The organism is Spiroplasma endosymbiont of Sarcophaga variegata (assembly GCF_965178695.1).
GTDB classification, from domain to species: Bacteria; Bacillota_I; Bacilli_A; order Mycoplasmatales; family Mycoplasmataceae; genus Spiroplasma; species Spiroplasma poulsonii.
In genome coordinates this window covers 493,198-511,455 of record NZ_CBCXVU010000002.1, presented here as the reverse complement: position 1 = coordinate 511,455, position 18,258 = coordinate 493,198, and the positions used below count along the sequence as shown (strand labels likewise).

At 30.4% G+C, this 18,258-nt stretch carries 15 protein-coding genes and 1 pseudogene; 12 read left to right on the top strand and 4 right to left on the bottom strand.

Annotated features, from left to right (window positions below; genetic code table 4):
• Positions 1 to 26 precede the first annotated feature (26 nt).
• From hrcA to dnaJ, 4 genes are all read left to right on the top strand, one after another.
• On the top strand, positions 27 to 1,076 hold the full coding sequence (hrcA, locus tag ACOBME_RS04445) for a heat-inducible transcriptional repressor HrcA (RefSeq protein ID WP_419334421.1): 1,050 nt from the start codon (positions 27 to 29) through the stop codon (positions 1,074 to 1,076).
• Complete coding sequence (locus ACOBME_RS04440; RefSeq protein WP_338964279.1) at positions 1,069 to 1,689, top strand: nucleotide exchange factor GrpE; 621 nt, start codon at positions 1,069 to 1,071, stop codon at positions 1,687 to 1,689. Before hrcA ends, ACOBME_RS04440 begins: the two co-directional genes overlap by 8 nt.
• Before the next feature lie 29 nt (positions 1,690 to 1,718).
• A complete protein-coding gene (dnaK, locus tag ACOBME_RS04435) occupies positions 1,719 to 3,500 on the top strand; it encodes a molecular chaperone DnaK (protein ID WP_419334418.1) in 1,782 nt (593 codons plus the stop codon).
• Between the two features lie 66 nt (positions 3,501 to 3,566).
• The gene (dnaJ, locus tag ACOBME_RS04430) at positions 3,567 to 4,706 is read left to right on the top strand and encodes a molecular chaperone DnaJ (protein ID WP_338964274.1); all 1,140 of its coding nucleotides are present in this window, start codon (positions 3,567 to 3,569) and stop codon (positions 4,704 to 4,706) included.
• A 37-nt stretch (positions 4,707 to 4,743) separates the two neighbouring features.
• Here the strand turns inward: dnaJ and ACOBME_RS04425 are convergent, their stop codons facing one another.
• Entirely contained in the window at positions 4,744 to 5,070 is a 327-nt protein-coding gene (locus ACOBME_RS04425) for a rhodanese-like domain-containing protein (RefSeq protein WP_338964272.1), read from the bottom strand.
• Between the two features lie 109 nt (positions 5,071 to 5,179).
• Between ACOBME_RS04425 and ACOBME_RS04420 the strand changes: the two genes are divergently transcribed.
• Positions 5,180 to 7,288, top strand: coding sequence for a polyribonucleotide nucleotidyltransferase (locus tag ACOBME_RS04420; RefSeq protein ID WP_338964269.1), 2,109 nt, complete (start codon positions 5,180 to 5,182; stop codon positions 7,286 to 7,288).
• A 124-nt stretch (positions 7,289 to 7,412) separates the two neighbouring features.
• Here ACOBME_RS04420 and ACOBME_RS04415 read toward each other — a convergent pair whose 3' ends face one another.
• Entirely contained in the window at positions 7,413 to 8,375 is a 963-nt protein-coding gene (locus tag ACOBME_RS04415) for an IS1/IS1595 family N-terminal zinc-binding domain-containing protein (protein ID WP_338963247.1), read from the bottom strand.
• Positions 8,376 to 8,519: 144 nt separating this feature from the next.
• Here ACOBME_RS04415 and plsX point away from each other — a divergent pair, with 144 nt between their 5' ends.
• From plsX to ACOBME_RS04380, 6 genes are all read left to right on the top strand, one after another.
• A complete protein-coding gene (gene plsX, locus ACOBME_RS04410; RefSeq protein WP_419334414.1) occupies positions 8,520 to 9,524 on the top strand; it encodes a phosphate acyltransferase PlsX in 1,005 nt (334 codons plus the stop codon).
• 7 nt (positions 9,525 to 9,531) lie between these two features.
• Entirely contained in the window at positions 9,532 to 10,278 is a 747-nt protein-coding gene (gene rnc, locus ACOBME_RS04405; protein WP_338964263.1) for a ribonuclease III, read from the top strand.
• Between the two features lie 161 nt (positions 10,279 to 10,439).
• Positions 10,440 to 10,979, top strand: coding sequence for a hypothetical protein (locus ACOBME_RS04400; protein WP_338964260.1), 540 nt, complete (start codon positions 10,440 to 10,442; stop codon positions 10,977 to 10,979).
• A gap of 57 nt (positions 10,980 to 11,036) precedes the next feature.
• The gene (locus ACOBME_RS04395) at positions 11,037 to 13,679 is read left to right on the top strand and encodes an ABC transporter permease family protein (RefSeq protein ID WP_419334412.1); all 2,643 of its coding nucleotides are present in this window, start codon (positions 11,037 to 11,039) and stop codon (positions 13,677 to 13,679) included.
• A gap of 23 nt (positions 13,680 to 13,702) precedes the next feature.
• Positions 13,703 to 15,913: a fructose-specific PTS transporter subunit EIIC gene (locus tag ACOBME_RS04385; protein ID WP_473187162.1), complete on the top strand. Its 2,211-nt coding sequence runs from the start codon at positions 13,703 to 13,705 to the stop codon at positions 15,911 to 15,913.
• 11 nt (positions 15,914 to 15,924) lie between these two features.
• Positions 15,925 to 16,425 (top strand): beta C-S lyase family protein, encoded by a 501-nt coding sequence (locus ACOBME_RS04380; protein ID WP_338964256.1) that lies wholly within the window; start codon positions 15,925 to 15,927, stop codon positions 16,423 to 16,425.
• A 94-nt stretch (positions 16,426 to 16,519) separates the two neighbouring features.
• Here ACOBME_RS04380 and ACOBME_RS04375 read toward each other — a convergent pair whose 3' ends face one another.
• Together ACOBME_RS04375 and ACOBME_RS04370 are read right to left on the bottom strand one after the other, a co-directional pair.
• Entirely contained in the window at positions 16,520 to 17,161 is a 642-nt protein-coding gene (locus ACOBME_RS04375) for a transposase (protein WP_338963553.1), read from the bottom strand.
• Positions 17,162 to 17,245: 84 nt separating this feature from the next.
• Positions 17,246 to 17,332: pseudogene (locus ACOBME_RS04370) on the bottom strand (transposase-like zinc-binding domain-containing protein); the annotation flags it as partial.
• Positions 17,333 to 17,534: 202 nt separating this feature from the next.
• Between ACOBME_RS04370 and ACOBME_RS04365 the strand changes: the two are divergent.
• Positions 17,535 to 18,257 carry an aminotransferase class I/II-fold pyridoxal phosphate-dependent enzyme gene (locus ACOBME_RS04365; protein WP_419335367.1) on the top strand — a complete coding sequence of 241 codons (723 nt, stop codon included), beginning with the start codon at positions 17,535 to 17,537 and terminating at the stop codon, positions 18,255 to 18,257.
• The last annotated feature ends 1 nt before the right edge of the window (position 18,258 follow it).

The following is an 18,258-nucleotide window of genomic DNA, read 5'->3' as shown; positions in this document are numbered from 1 at the left end:
ATCAGAATTGAAACTAGGAGGTGTTAATGATGTTAACTCAACGCCAAGAAAACATCTTAAAAGTAATTGTGGAAGAATACACGAAGACAGCGCAACCTGTTGGAAGTAAAACTATTATGGCTTCTTCGTTAATATATTCTTCTTCTGCAACAATTCGGAATGAATCTGCAATTTTAGAAAAAGAAGGTTTTTTAGAAAAAGAACATGCTTCATCGGGGCGCATTCCATCAACAAAAGGGTATCGTTATTATGTTGATAATTTAATGGATGAGAAAAATATTGATGATATTAAAAACCGAATTGAAGCATTATTTGTTGATCGTAATATGTCAATTAATGATATTCTTGATCAAACAGGGCAAATCTTAAGTGAAATGACAAATTTAACAACGGTTGTTGTTGGGCCAAATTTTAAAGAAGAAATGTTAAAGAAAATTGAGTTATTACCAATTTCTGCAACGCAAGCGGTTGTTGTCTTTGTTTTAAAAAACGGCCACGTTGAAAACAAATTGTTTAATACTGATGAAAATAGTTCAATTAATGATTTACAAATTTCAGTCGAACTATTTAATAGCCGGTTAGAAAACACTAAAATAACGGATATTACTGCTAAATTTGATGTTATTCGACCAGTTTTAGAACAACAAGTTAAACATTATGAATATATTTTAAAACAATTTGCGAATGCTTTAACAAGCATTGTTAAACCAAGTTATTCAACACATGGTTTACAATATATGTTACAAAATCCGGAATATAATAATCCGGAACGAATTAAACAAATTATTCGCCTTATTGAAACAATTTCCCCATTTGATTATTTTAAAAAACAACAAGATAACCCAAATGAAGACTTGGTTTCAATCCAAATTGGAAGTGAAACAGGATTTAATAATGACGATATGGCATTATTAACAACAACATATAAAGTTGATGATATGCAAGAAGGGGGCATTGCTTTGGTGGGACCAAAGCGCTTGGAATATGATAAGCTCTATGAAGTGTTAGAGTGATTAGCAAACCGTATTAGAGAAGCATATCAAAAAGAAGATAGAAAGGTTGAGATTAATGAATAATGAACAAAATGGCAAATCTTCACCAAACCAATTAAAAGAAAAAATTGAAAAACTACGGAAAGAATTGGCTAATACGCAAGCAACACCTTCGGAAACAGCATCATCAGAAGCTGGAACACCGACAGCTGAAACAAATAACTTGGCTATTATTGAAGATTTAGAACAAGAAATTGATTTATTATTAAAAGATAATATGCGATTACGAGAAGAAAAGTTATTAGCATTAGCAGATGGGGAAAACTTAAAAAAAAGAATTCACACTGAAGTAGATGATATTAAACGTTATCGTGCCGCCGGAATGGCAGAAAAATTACTGCCGACCCTAGATAACTTTGAGCGGGCATTACAAGTTACAAATGTAACTCCAGAGGTTAAAAACTTTTTAACTGGATTTGAAATTATTCACCATATATTTAAAACGGTTTTCGAAGAAGAAGGAATTACTGCAATGGATACAAAAGTTGGTGAACATTTTAATTCTAATCTTCATGCGGCAATTGAGATTGTTGAATCAACTGATGTTGATTCAGGATGCATTGTTCAAATTATGCAAAAAGGATATATGATTCATGATCGTGTTTTAAGACATGCATCAGTGCAGGTAGCAAAATAACAATATTGGAGAGAGGAAGGAAAGATATTATGTCAAAAATTATTGGAATTGATTTAGGAACAACGAATTCATGTGTTGCTGTTATGGAAGGAAACGAATTTAAAGTTTTAGAAAACCCAGAAGGACAACGTACAACACCATCGGTTGTTTCATTTAAAAATGAGGAAATTATTGTTGGAGATGCTGCAAAACGTCAAGCAGTAACTAATCCAAATACAATTAGTTCAATTAAAAGAAAGATGGGAACATCTGATAAAGTGCATGTTAATAGCAAAGATTATAGTCCTGAACAAATTTCAGCCGAAATTTTACGTTATTTAAAAAGTTATGCTGAAAAAAAATTAGGACAAAAAGTATCAAAAGCAGTTATTACTGTTCCAGCATACTTTAATGATGCCCAACGTCAAGCAACAAAAGATGCCGGAAAAATTGCCGGATTAGATGTTGAACGAATTATTAATGAACCAACCGCAGCGGCATTAGCTTATGGAATTGATAAAGTTGACAAAGAACAAAAAGTTTTAGTTTATGATTTAGGAGGAGGAACATTTGATGTTTCAATCTTAGATTTAGCTGATGGAACTTTTGAAGTATTATCAACTGCGGGGGATAACCATTTAGGAGGAGATGACTTTGATGATGTTATCATTAAATGAATGGTTGAAGAATTTAAAAAAGAAAATGGAATTGATTTAAAAACAGATAAAATGGCAATGCAACGTTTAAAAGAAGAAACGGAAAAAGCAAAGAAAAATCTGTCTTCACAATTACAAACAGAAATTGCGGCACCGTTTATTACTGCTCGTGATGGTAATCCATTACACTTAAATTTAACTTTAACAAGAGCAAAATTTGATGAAATGACAAAAAGTCTTGTTGATCGTACCGTTGAACCTGTTCGTAAAGCATTGGCGGATGCTAAATTAAAAGCTAGTGAATTAGACCAAGTGTTATTAGTTGGTGGAAGTACTAGAATTCCAGCTGTTCAAGAAGTGATTAAACGTGAATTAGGAAAAGAGCCAAACCGAACAATTAATCCTGATGAAGTTGTGGCAATTGGAGCCGCAATTCAAGGGGGAGTTTTAGCTGGTGATGTAAAAGATGTTTTATTATTAGATGTAACACCATTATCATTAGGAATTGAGACATTGGGAGGGGTATCAACTGTTTTAATCCCTCGAAATACAACAATTCCAACTTCAAAAGCACAAGTGTTTTCAACTGCTGCTGATAACCAACCAGCGGTTGACATTCATGTCTTACAAGGAGAACGGAAAATGGCTGGTGATAACAAAACATTGGGGCGTTTTCAATTATCAGGAATTGACCCTGCGCCAAAAGGAATGCCACAAATTGAAGTTAAGTTCTCAATTGACGCCAACGGAATTGTTTCAGTTGCAGCAAAAGATTTAAAAACAAACAAAGAACAATCTGTTACAATCACTAATGGTGGCGGATTAACCGATGAAGAAATTCAACGTATGGTTGATGAAGCTGAAAAAAATAAAGATAAAGATGAACAAAAATTAAAAAACATCGAATTACGTAATAAGGCTGAATCATATGTTGCAGTAATTAGTCAAGCATTAGAAACGAACAAAGATAAAATGGATGCTGAACAATTAAAAACATCAGAAGAAATGGTTAAAGAAATTAAAGAATTATTAGATAAAGAAGATTATGCCGGATTAGAAGCAAAAATGGCCGGGCTTGAACAAGCAATGGCCGAAGCTTCAAAACATATGAATGATCACCAAGGTGAACAATCTGAACCAGAAATTACTGAAGATGATGAAAAGAAAGATAAATAACAATAATGATGACTAAAATTATTTTAGTTATCTTTTCTTTAAGAAGGAAAGTAGGAAGATGGTAAAATGGGGAAACGAGACTATTATGATGTATTGGGTGTTGAACGAAATGCAACAGATGAAGAAATTAAACGAGCATTTCGCCAACTAGCCAAAAAATATCACCCGGATGTTTCAAAAGAAAAGGATGCAGAAGCAAAATTTAAAGAAGTTAACGAAGCTTATGAAGTATTATCTGATCCAAATAAACGCCGGAACTATGATCAATTTGGCTATGCCGGAAATGATCCAAATGCTTTTGGCGGTTTTGGTGGCTTTAGCCAAGGCTTTAGTGGCGGTGGTGATTTTGAAGATATTTTTTCTGGTGGTTTTGGTGATATTTTTGAAAACTTTTTTGGTGGGGGCGCTAAAAAACGTCGTGGTTTTAGTAACCAACCAATTAAAGGAGAAAATGTTGCAGCACGAGTAACAGTTACTTTAAAAGAACAAATGTTTGGAAAAAAAGTTAAACTTGATTTAAATGTTGATAAGACTTGTGAAGCGTGTGATGGAACGGGTGCCAAAGATCCGAAAAAAGATATTCATACTTGTACAACTTGTGATGGGTATGGATATGTTAATATTGAACAACGTAGTTTATTTGGCGTAATTCAATCGCAACAACCTTGTCCTGATTGTAAGGGTCGTGGAAAAGTTGTTACAAGTAAATGTCCAAAATGTAAAGGTCAAGGTCATTATCGTGGGAAAGAAGTTGTTGAAATTGAACTACCAAAATCAATTTATGAAAACCAACAATTACGAATTCGTGAAAAAGGAAATTATGGTTTAAATAATGGTCCGCGTGGTGATATTTATTTAGAAATTACTGTTAAATCAAATAAATATTTTAAACGGATTAATGATAATTTGCACTTAGATTTACCAGTTTCTTATTTAGACGCCTTATTAGGTGCTGAAATTAAAGTGCCAACTTTTGATGGTGATGTTCATTTAAAACTGCCAGCAAACACAAAAACAAATAGTGTTTTTAGTATTCCAAACCATGGGTTTTTTAAAGGCCCAGCATCTACTAAACGTGGTGATCTAATTGTTAATGTTCTTGTTGCAATTCCGACTAAATTATCTGTTGAGGAAAAAACAAAGTTACAAGAATTAAAAGATATTAGTTCATTTCATATTATCGATAATTTCTATGAAGATTTATAATAAATAAAAAGGATTTAAAATTAATTTTAAATCCTTTTTATTTATTATTTTTTTTGTTTTTTCAGCGATAATAACCATAAATGCCAGTTGTTAAAACATAAACATTAAAGTAGCCAAGTTGGCGTAATTCTAATGCGGCTTCACCACTGCGGTTACCACCGTTACACAGGGTAATAATTAGTTGTTCTTTATCTGGCAAATAATGATTTGGGTTTTGCAACAAGTCAAAGATATAAACATTTGTTGAATTTGGCATTTGAGATAACGTTTTAAATTCAACATTAGTTCGAACATCCAACAAGTAGGCGTTATCTTTTATTGTTTCAAAGGTTTGATTATCAATATAAACTGATTGCTGTTTCATATTAGGTTCCTCAACTTTTTTGCTATATTTATATCATATCTTAAATATCAAAATAATGTGTGATAAAATTAAAAAGGTTTAAAATAACAGAGAGGAATTAAGGGTTTTGATGGCAAAACAAGTATTTAAAAAGATAATTAATAATCGACAATTGATCGTTGAACATGGACAATTAGCAAAACAGGCCAGTGGGGCTGTTTTAATCCGTTATGGTGAAACAGTGGTCTTAGTAACAGCAACAGTTAGTAATAAGGTTAGTGAAACTGATTTTTTTCCATTAACAGTTATTTTTCAAGAAAAGTTATATTCGGTTGGAAAAATTCCGGGTGGTTTTTTAAAACGGGAAGGAAAACCATCAGAATATGGAACCTTATCAGCACGGGTGATTGATCGTGCGTTACGACCATTATTTTCAGAAAATTTTCGTAATGAAGTTCAAATTATCATTAATGTTTTAGCTGTTGATAATGATAGTGATGTTCGGATTGCTAGTTTATTTGGCGCATCATTAGCCCTTGGTATTTCAAAAATCCCGTTTGCTGGTCCTGTGGCGGGAGCATTATTAACCGTTGATCAAAAACAAAACATTATTGTTAATCCAACTTTAGAGCAGTTAAATACGGGTCAAATGGAATTAATTGTGACCGGAACAACTGATGCAATTAATATGGTTGAAGCTGGTGCGAAAGAAGTTTCGGAAGCAACAATGTTAGAAGCAATTTTAAGGGGTCATAAAGTAATTGTCGAATTGGTTGCTTTTCAAAATGAAATTATTGCTAAAGTTGGTCAACCAAAAATGGATGTTACATTATTTACTGTTCGTTCCGAAATTATTGCGTATGTTAATGAACATTATGCGACAAAGTTAATTGCGGCAGCACAAATTAAAGAAAAGGTTTTACGTTATGAAGCAATTCAAGGTTTAACTGAACAAGCGTTAGAACATTATCCGATTGCAAACGATATAACTGAAAAAGACCGTCAACGAATTATTTTGGAACTAAAAACAGCATTATATGATGTTGTTCGGCAAGAAGTTCGTCGTCAAATTTTAATTGATAAAACACGATTAGATAATCGTCGCCTTGATGAAATTCGTCCTTTAACTAGTGAAATTGATATTTTACCAGTTGTTCACGGGAGTGCTTTGTTCACACGAGGTGAAACACAAGTCTTGTCTGTTGTGACATTAGGAGCTTTAGGGGAAAATCAAATTATTGATGGTATTACTGATGAAGATGGGAAACGCTTTATGCACCATTATAATTTTCCGCCTTTTTCTGTTGGTGAAACAGGACGGATGGGACCACCATCCCGTCGTGAAATTGGCCACGGGGCTTTAGGGGAAAAAGCATTGTTACAGATTATTCCGAGTGAAAAGGTGTTTCCATATACAATTCGCATTGTTTCAGAAGTATTAGAATCAAATGGTAGTACCTCACAAGCTTCAATTTGTGCTGCAACTTTAGCTTTAATGGCCGCTGGTGTTCCAATTACAGCACCCGTGGTCGGAATTGCAATGGGATTAGTAAAAGAAGATGATAACTATACCATTTTAACTGATATTCAAGGAATGGAAGACCATCTTGGCGATATGGATTTTAAAGTGGCAGGGACAGCACAAGGGATTTGTGCGTTGCAAATGGACATTAAAATTGCTGGTATTAATGAAACAATTTTACAAGAAGCATTGTTAGCGGCTAAAAAAGCTCGTTTGCAAATTCTTGATAATGTTTTAGCAACGATTGCAGCACCACGAACACAATTAGCGCCAACAGCGCCGAAAATGAAAACATTTATGATTCCAGTTGATAAAATTCGCGAAGTGATTGGTCCTGGTGGTAAGATGATTACAGCCATTATTGAGAAAGCTGATGATGTTAAAATTGATATTGAAGATGATGGTCAAGTAACAATTTATCATAAGGATTATCCGGCAATTGAAAAAGCTTATGAATTAATTAAAGCAATTGCAATGTCCGTTGAAATTGGTGCTGAAATGACAGGACCAATTGTTAAAATTGAAAAGTTTGGGGCTTTTGTTAATTTAAAAGAAAATGTTGATGGTTTAATTCATATTTCAAAATTAGCGGAAAAACGAGTTGAAAAAACCGAAGATATTGTGCAATTAAATGATCTTGTTAAAGTTAAGGTCTTAGAAGTTGATGGTAAAGGAAGGATTAAGTTACAGTTACTTGAAGTTTTACCAAAAAAATAATTATTAATTTCCATAATCTTTTCGCTTTAATTTTGTCGAAAACTCTTGATGAAATAAAAAAAATCATCAATATGACAATTTGAAAACTAATTTTGTGTAAGATTATGATTTTGCTTTAAATTTTTTAAACGTTAAAATATAATACCGTTGATTGTTGGTTTGGTGTTAAACCTTTGTGTTGGTATTTTCATTTTCAGAGCTTTAAATAATTTTGAATATTAGTGAAACCCAAACCATGATAATGAATTAAGGCTTCTTTAAGACTGGATTGTAATTTACTAATCTTATTTAACTTTTGATAACTAGTATCAGGGTTTGTACTAGTTTTGGTGGAATATAGAGTAGAATTTGTTTGTTTTGCTACTAATAAATATAGTGGTTGCATATCAGAAATAATTATTGATTTTTCTTTAATTAGTTGCTTATTCATATTTTCAATAATCCATTGTTTTTGTAATCTTTTGGTATTGGTGGATTGAACAAAAATATTATTATTGCTATCAACTGCCATTTGAATACAGCATTTGGTATCAGTTGAAAATGGATCGAGATGAGTTTTTCGTTTATCAAATTTATCTTTAAAATTGCCTTTATGAATTTCTTTAATAAATGTTTCATCCATTTGGATTTGACCATTTAATTTTTTAAATTTTAACTGTGTATTTTCTAATTGTTTTGATTGCATTAATTTTTGTCGATTATATCAAGCGGTTTTTGGGGTTGTTTTAATAAAACGAGAAATTATTTTACTAGATTGTCCTAACAATGAAATTTGAATTAATAAATTTCACTGTTCATAATTTAAATGACTTCAATAAGTAAAATGATGACGAAATGCATCAAAACTAGCACGACATTTTTTACATAAATATTTTTGTTTTCCTTCGGAATTATGACCATTTTTAACACAATGAAAAGATTTGCAATTAGGACATATAATGCCTTTATCTCTAAATTTTTGATCAATTTCATTTAAACGTTTTTGTTTTTTAATTAAGTCTGCTTGTTGTTTTATTTTTTCATAAAATTCTAAAAATTGATCATCTGTTAAGCTATTTATTAATTCTGTAATTATTTTTTTCATCATTTATTTACCTCTATATATTAAAAATATACCTAATTTTAGGTATATTTTATAAATATCAAGAGTTTTCGACAAAATTAAAGTCTTTTCGTGAAAAAAACTAGTTAATTATTTGTTATAATTAAAAATAAGTTAGGAGATTTAATTATGAGTAAAATTGCGATTGACATGATGGGAACCAATTTAGGAATTAATACAATTATTGGGGCTTTGAAAGTTTTTATGAAAAAATATCAAGATGTTACGTTTATTTTAGTCGGTAATGAAAGCGAAATTAAAACCGCGGTAACTAAAGTAAAATTAGATGCAACAAGGTATGAAATTTTTGCAACAACAGAAGTTATTTTAATGACAGAAGGCTTAATGGAAGTTCGTCGTAAACCAAATAGTTCAATGGTTCGTGCTGCTGAATTATTACATGACCAAAAAGCTGATGCCTTTCTTTCGGGTGGCTCAACGGCAGCTTTTTTAGCAGCATGTCATTTTATTGTTGGTGAAATTCCTGGAATTTCTCGCCCAGCTTTTATGCCTTTTATTCCAACGATTAAAAAAGGAAAATCAGTTTTAATGTTAGATGTTGGGGCTAACTTAGAAAATGAGCCCCAAGATCTTGTTAATTTTGCAATTATGGCTAGTGTTTATGCACAAGCAATTATGCATAATACAACTCCAACAGTTGCTATTTTGAATATTGGTGAAGAAGCATCAAAAGGAAAAGACTATCATAAGGAAGCTTATAAATTGTTGGCTGCCAATAATAAAGTTAATTTTAAAGGAAACATTGAACCACGGGATATTACAAGTAATCTTGTTGATATAATCGTAACAGATGGTTTTACCGGGAATATTGCTTTAAAAACGTTAGAGGGAATGGCAAAAAACTTAATGGCAGTTATTAAATATGAATTAACTAAAAATCTTTATCGTAAATTAAAAGCATTATCCCTTCGCAAAGCGTTCCGGGGTGTTCGTGAAACATTTGATTATCGGAATAATGCTTCAGCTTTAGTACTAGGGTTAAAGGCAATTGCTATTAAAACGCATGGTAGCAGTGATGAGAAATCATGGATTAGTACATTAGAAATGGCTCGCACTGCAATTGTTAATGATTTTGTTCAAAAAATAACGACAAAATTATTAAAGGAGGATTAATTTTACGATGAAGTTTATAAATAAACAACCCGACCAATTATTTGCAGAATTAAAAGGGTTCTTTAGACAATATAATATTCTGATTAAAACAAAAAAATATTATTTAGAGGCTTTAACCCATAATTCTTATGCTAATGAAAATAATTTGAATTATACTTATCAACGAATGGAATTCTTAGGTGATGCTATTTTAGCAAAAGAAATTTCATTATATTTATTTTTAACTTTTCCTGACAAAAATGAGGGAGAAATTACTAATTTACGAAGTAAAGTAGTTCGTGAAGGGACATTGGCAGAATTAGTTCGGCAAATGAATTGAGCTCCCTTTTTGTTGTTAGGAAAAGGTGAAATTAAAACAAAAGGGTATGAAAAAAATCGCATTTTAGCGGATATTTATGAATCAATGTTAGCAGCATTATATCTTGATTTAGGAGAAGAAACAGTTCGTACTTTTATTGATCAAACTTTAATTAAAATGGTTTCAAGTCCGGGTTTTTTTGACCAAATCCGTGATTATAAAACCGAATTACAAGAATTTTTACAGGCTGGTGATGTGCGAACGCTGGAATATAAGTTAGTAAAAGAATCACCACCATTAGAAGGCAACCGCGTCTTATATACTGTGATGGCAGAAATTGATGGCATTCGTTATGGTGAGGGTTATGGTTATACTCATAAAGAAGCAGAACAATTAGCGGCACGAGACGCTTTACAAAAATTAGCAAAAAATCCAAAATATAATTTTGAAAAATAACCAATAATGTATTATGATTAAATTAAATTATACGGAGATGAAAACTAATGATAAGACATTTATTCAAAAATTTTTGATTAAATTTTACCAAGAATAGTTTTCAGGTTTTGGGATTGTTTTTAATGTTGGGTGTCGTCATTACTCTTTTTGGAGGAATGATTATGTCAAATGATTTAAGTACTAGTCAATTAGCTGTGATTGGAAAAAACTTATATAATACCAATATTTCTTTTCGCTTTAGTGAGCAATTAAAAATTGCTTCAAATAATAAAAATTTATCATATGGATTAAATAACATTAACTATATTAATTCTAACCAAACAATTGATGCTACAAAAGTAGAAAGTTCTTATTTTTTATTGCGAAAGGGAACGAATGATAGTTATCAAATTTTTTTAGATTCAACAAAGGATCCAACATATAACGGAAAATGACTTGATTTAAATAGTTCAAATCCTTATTTTGTTGAGCAACTAAAAGCAACGGGGAATGTTGTTTTAAATTTTACAAGCAATATTTTACCTAGTAGTGATTATTTTTTAAGTCAAGCAGATTATGTTGAACTACTGGGATATTTAAAAAACCCTAATGGTTTGATTCCGTTTGTTAGTTCACCAGATAATCCGCGTTTAGCAACTGATACGAATGTTTTTACTGATGCTTATCAAAGTTTTGTTCAAAACCAACCACGCATTTATTAGTTAGAATTACGTTTATTAAATTCTGTCATTATTGGTTCGGTTGCTGATCGAGCAATTATGAATGAAACAATGCAGGTTTATGACATTTTTAAAGCTGAAAATTTTTACATACAAAGTGATCGCCCGTATTATTGAACAACACCAATTATGGTTAAGGGGGATTATCAAACTTTTTTAGATTATAATGCAACAAGTGATTATCCACCAATTATTATTAATAATTCTTATGCTTCGCATAATAAAATTAAAATTGGTGATTCTTTTACCATTTATGGATTTAAATATCGTGTTGTTGGATTCGGAACTAATGCTTATGTTAATAGTGCTTCGAATGAATCATCATTTATTTATAATCCGTATTTATGAATTAGTGGTGATGAATATGATCGTTTGCAGCAAAATATGGCAGCAGCAGCCCGAATTATGAGTAATGGGGTAACAATTAATGCGGCATTGGCGAAGGACCAATGAAACAATGATTTTTTAGCAGCAAAAAATAGTTGAAGTGATATGGCAAATGTTTATGATAATGCTAATTTTTCATATTCAAACGGGGCGTATAGCCCGTTAAATCATATGAAAGAATTGATTTCAAATAAAGAAGAAATTATTTGGTCAATTTTAGTGGCGATTTCATTACTATTAGTAATTTCATCATTTATTATGATCAGTATGATTGTCAATAAATTGTTATTTGTTAACCGTGGTATTATTGGAAATTTAAAAGCCCAGGGTTATGGCACAGGAACAATTGCTTTTTTACTATTATCTTGTTTTCTACTATTAATTTTTGTAATTGCTTCGTTATCACTAATAACGAGTTGAATCTTTGCGTTTATCCTAAATATTACACATCAAGGATTTTTAGAATTTACAACTTATATTTCAATTCCACCGTGATGATTAATTATTGGAACGTATTTATTGCCAAGTTTAGTTGTTTGTGCCTATGCGTTCTTATTTATCATTATTGAAGTGTCACGACCAACCTTAGTTTTGTTAAAACCAAAAGTGGTAAAAACGCACATTCCAAAAATTGGTTTTTTACATTTAAATTTTAAATATAAGATTAGTCTTAAGTTTGCCTTAGATGCAAAATGGAAATTATTATTAACAATTGTTGTAACAACTTTAACGGGAGCAATGTTGTTTACTGGTTTAACAACCATTATTAATTTTAGTCAGATCAATCTTAATTTAAAAGAAAATACAAATTGGAAATATTTTTACCGTTATTATACAAACTATAATGATCCCACTGGTCAAACCCCACCATATGATTACTTGGTATATGAAAGTCCAGATGCAGTTAAAGATCCTAATGTTTCGGGGTATCTTTTATTAAATCCCCAACAAAGAATTTTTACGGAAGAAATGGTTTTGAAAAAATATACTAGTGTTGGAACAGCACCACCAGTTTGTGTACCATTTGTTGGTGATAGTACTGTTATTCCTTCGTTAAAACATTTATGGTTTAAAGCTAATTCTTATGAATGATACTTACAAAATTGTAAAGATACCAAATATTATGATCAAATTACAAAGTTTATCCAAGGGTCTGTTTACGAGTATTTTATTAATGAATTAAGTCATGAAGATGGAATTATTACAATAGGGTATCAACCAATTATTTATGGACCATATCAATCAGAAATTTTTGCTGATACACAAAGTCTTTATGCGCAAGAAGCAATTAATTATAATAATTTAGAACATTTTTTAACAAGTTATCAAACGGCAAATGATGAGTCAACAATTAATTTATCAATCCCAACTTTTTATCGTAATTTTATTAGTAGTAAAAAGTTAAAATCTTTAACAGGAAATGCAATTGAGTTTTATGATTATAAAAATAATACTAATTTATTTTATCCGAACGTTGAAGAAAAAACAGATATTAGTTGATTCTTTAATAAAATAAAAAGTTTTGACCAAAGTGGTGATGCAGATAGTTTATTACGTGCAGCACAAGCAGATCGCTTTAGTTCAAAAGTTAATTATGCTATTTTGCAAGTTAATGAAATGAAAAAGTTAATTCAAAGTAAAAACTGGTTTTATAGTAAGGATCCAAAGTGAGATCCAACCAATTATCGTGTTCAATTATATCCAATTATTATTAACAAAGCGTATCGGTTTTTACAAGGTGTTAATATTGGTGATATTTTAGTAAGCAATTTTAATGATAAAAATGTTACTTTTTATGTTGTTGCTGATCAGTTTGATAATGGAATGAAAAATATGTTTTTAATTAATCGTTATAATAATCAACGTTTAACACCAAAACGATTAGCAACATTATATTCATCTTTACTTCAAAATGAAACATATCATTATATTGGGGTTTATGAAAAAAATAACAACTATAATGTTTTACCCAATCCTTCTCAATATCAACCTTCGCCAATATATAATCGAACGCAAAACTTAAAAATATTGTTACAGCAAACGATTAATTTACAAATTATTTTATTCTTAATTTATTTATTAATACTTGTTGCATCTAATTTTACTTTAGTTACCGCGGTTTGAATTTCGCTTTCATTACCGACTAAAATAAACGTAACATCTTGATATTTTTTCATAAAAACTTTCAAAGCCCCAATAATTGGATTAATTCCTAAATTGGTTCCCATTATGTCAATCGCAATTTTACTCATAATTAAATCTCCTAACTTATTTTTAATTATAACAAATAATTAACTAGTTTTTTTCACGAAAAGATTATGGAAATTAATAATTATTTTTTTGGTAAAACTTCAAGTAACTGTAACTTAATCCTTCCTTTACCATCAACTTCTAAGACCTTAACTTTAACAAGATCATTTAATTGCACAATATCTTCGGTTTTTTCAACTCGTTTTTCCGCTAATTTTGAAATATGAATTAAACCATCAACATTTTCTTTTAAATTAACAAAAGCGCTATGAGCCCGGGAACATGAAACATCAACGGGGTTAGAAGATGGTTTTGCAATTCCCCATGCACGAATTAAATATATTAAAAAACCAGCGGTTATTTTTGTCCGTTATCAAACTGGATTATCATGACCAACATTTGATAATAGTGCTGTTCAAGTGGCAATTGCTTTAATTATTCCAACGAATAAAAAAAATGATATTCATTTAGAAGTCTTAAGTAATGTTGCTAAAAAATTATTAAATCCTGATCTGCGGCAAACCTTAAAAACAGAAAACGATAAAACAAAAATTTTGGCATTATTACAAGCAGAAGATGAACCAACAACTGTAACAAAAGAAAATTATAAGGGCTATGTTTTAGTAATTACTGCTTGTCCAGCTGGGGTAGCACATACTTATATGGCGGCGAAAAAAATTGAAGATGAAGCAAAGCGTTTGGGTTATGCAGTTAAAGTTGAAAAACAAGGAGCAAATGGTTTTGAAGATAAATTAACACCAAAAGATATTCAAAACGCCAATGTACTAATTATTGCGGCTGATATTGCTATTGGTGAACAAGAACGGTTTGTTGATATTCCAATTTTAAAAGTAGCGGTTAGTGAACCATTGCATGATGTTGATGGTGTTTTTAAAAAAGCATTTCAAATTATGCGTCAACTTCCAAATCAACAGATTCCAACAACAAAACAAATTAAAACTAAAAAGGAGAAAGGTTGATTTAAATTACATTTTAAAGCGGGAGCTGTTAGTTTAAAAAATGCTGTTTTAACGGGAATTTCTTATGCAGTACCAGTTATTGCGGCTGGAACAGCAATTCAAGCTTTAATTACAATTATTATTCAAATTGCTTGAGCGGATTATATTGTGCAACATGCTAATTGATTAAATACTTTAAGTAATGTTGCTGGAAAAAGTTTAAGTATTTTATTAGCACCAGTACTAGCAGCTTATATTGCTTATGCCACGGCTGATAAACCAGGGTTAACACCAGGGTTTCTTGGTGGTTTAGCATGTGTATATGTTACAAAAACCGCTGCTGATGGCACAGTAATTGTTGATGGCCTTGGGTTTCTTGGTGGTTTAATTACTGGGATGCTAGTTGGATATATGATGAAATTATTTAAAAAATATTTAGTTAGTCAAAAAATGCAAGGAGTTTTAACTTGTTTTGTATATCCTGTGTTAGGGTCATTAATTAGTATGTGTGTAATTTTATTTGTTATTGGGCAACCAATTGCTTTATTAATTAATGTTATTTTTAGTGGGTTAACAACTTTACAAACATCAAATTTAGCAGCCTTGCTAGGAATTATTATTGGAATGATGTGTGTCTTTGATTTGGGCGGGCCATTTAATAAAGTAGCATGAGCTTTCTCATTTGCATCATTTTCACAAGCCTTTACTGGGGGACAATTAACTAACCCAACATTATTGGTACCATATGCTTGTTTTTGAGCAGCAGGAATTGGAACTGGTTGAACTACAGCATTAGTAACATTTATTGGTCGTCGTTTTTCCAATCAATATGAAAAAGAAGCTGGTAAAATGGCATGAATTCTATCATCGTTAGGAATTACTGAAGGTGCAATTCCGTTTGCTTTATCTGACCCATTTCGTGTGATTCCTTCGTTTATGCTAGGTGGTGCTGTTTCGGGGGGATTATGTGCAGCCTTTAATTTAGGTTCAACAATTACTGGTGGTGGTTTTATTACAATGGCGGGGATCCAATCAACAACGGGTACCGTCTCAATTGGGGTAGCAATCTTATTATGATTAATCTTTGCCATTATTGGTTGCGCAATATCAACAAGTTTATTATTAGGGTTAAAATATATTAAGACAAAACCAATTATTGAGAAAAAAGTTCAAACTTGAACAGTTAATATTTTATCATTAGGAATTGTTCCAGTTGTTAAAAAACAGCATTTAAAAAAATTTAAACAATTATCATCAAGGGAACAAGAACAATATTTAAATCATAAACAGAGAAAAAATAATTCTAAGATCGAAAGGTAAAACTGACCATAATGAAATATAACTTTGATATTATCATTGACCGTAGTCAAAATTTAGAACGAAAATGAGATCACACTTACATTGCAAAAAATTATCATCTAACTGGTGATAATATCATTAATTCATCAATTGCCGATTTAGATTTTACGACACCACTACCAATTATAAATGCTATTTTGGAACGCGCAAAAAAAGGAGTTTATAGTTATAGTTATGTTAGTGATGATCTTTATCAAGCAATTAGTAATTGATATTATCATCAACATCAAGTTAACGTTCCGGTTGATAAAATTAAGTTGGTTCATGGAACTGTTAATGCGTTGCATCAATTAATTCAATTTTTCACAGATGTTAATGATTATGTCTTAGTTCAAACCCCAGTTTATGGGCCATTTGGGCAAGCAATTATTAATAATAAACGGCGCCTGCTTGCAAATCAATTACAATGAGTCGATGATAATTATCAAATTGATTTTGCAATGTTTGAAACAACAATTAAAAAATATCTTTAATTTTGTCGAAAACTCTTGATGAAATAAAAAAAATCATCAATATGACAATTTGAAAACTAATTTTGTGTAAGATTATGATTTTGCTTTAAATTTTTTAAACGTTAAAATATAATACCGTTGATTGTTGGTTTGGTGTTAAACCTTTGTGTTGGTATTTTCATTTTCAGAGCTTTAAATAATTTTGAATATTAGTGAAACCCAAACCATGATAATGAATTAAGGCTTCTTTAAGACTGGATTGTAATTTACTAATCTTATTTAACTTTTGATAACTAGTATCAGGGTTTGTACTAGTTTTGGTGGAATATAGAGTAGAATTTGTTTGTTTTGCTACTAATAAATATAGTGGTTGCATATCAGAAATAATTATTGATTTTTCTTTAATTAGTTGCTTATTCATATTTTCAATAATCCATTGTTTTTGTAATCTTTTGGTATTGGTGGATTGAACAAAAATATTATTATTGCTATCAACCGCCATTTGAATACAGCATTTGGTATCAGTTGAAAATGGATCGAGATGAGTTTTTCGTTTATCAAATTTATCTTTAAAATTGCCTTTATGAATTTCTTTAATAAATGTTTCATCCATTTGGATTTGACCATTTAATTTTTTAAATTTTAACTGTGTATTTTCTAATTGTTTTGATTGCATTAATTTTTGTCGATTATATCAAGCGGTTTTTGGGGTTGTTTTAATAAAACGAGAAATTATTTTACTAGATTGTCCTAACAATGAAATTTGAATTAATAAATTTCACTGTTCATAATTTAAATGACTTCAATAAGTAAAATGATGACGAAATGCATCAAAACTAGCACGACATTTTTTACATAAATATTTTTGTTTTCCTTCGGAATTATGACCATTTTTAACACAATGAAAAGATTTGCAATTAGGACATATAATGCCTTTATCTCTAAATTTTTGATCAATTTCATTTAAACGTTTTTGTTTTTTAATTAAGTCTGCTTGTTGTTTTATTTTTTCATAAAATTCTAAAAATTGATCATCTGTTAAGCTATTTATTAATTATGTAATTATTTTTTTCATCATTTATTTACCTCTATATATTAAAAATATACCTAATTTTAGGTATATTTTATAAATATCAAGAGTTTTCGACAAAATTAAAGAAAAATATCAACCAAAATTATTTATTTTGTGTAATCCTCATAATCCTGGGGGGCGTGTTTGAACAAGGAACGAATTACAAAAAATAATTGCAATTTGTCAGCAATATCATGTTTTAATAATATCAGATGAAATACACGGTGATTTAGCATTACCAAACGTTAAATTTAATTCGTTACTATCATTTACAATTTTAGATAATTATCTAATTGTTTGTAATTCCCCAAATAAAGCTTTTAATCTTGGCGGTTTAAAATCATCGTACTTAATTACACATAACGAGATGTTAAGAGCCAAAATTGATGAACAATATCAACGTGCTTCAATCACGTCACCCAATGTGTTTACAATTCCAGCTTATCTTGCTGCTTATAATAATTCGGAAGTAATTATGTGAAAGACAGCAATGTTAACCTATGTTGTAAAAAATTATCAGTATGTTAAAGAAAAACTAACCGTAATTCCAGGTTTAAAAATTATGAAATTAGAAGCGTCATATTTGGTTTGAATTAATTATGCAGAAACTAACCTAACTTCACAAGAAGTTAATGAACTACTATGAAAACATAAATTAATTGTTAGTAAAGATAATGATTTTGTTGAAACGCCACCATCATGTTTTAGAATTAATATTGTAACATCGTTTGCGATGGTCGGCAAAATAGTCAACATTTTAATAACAATTTTTACTAAATAAG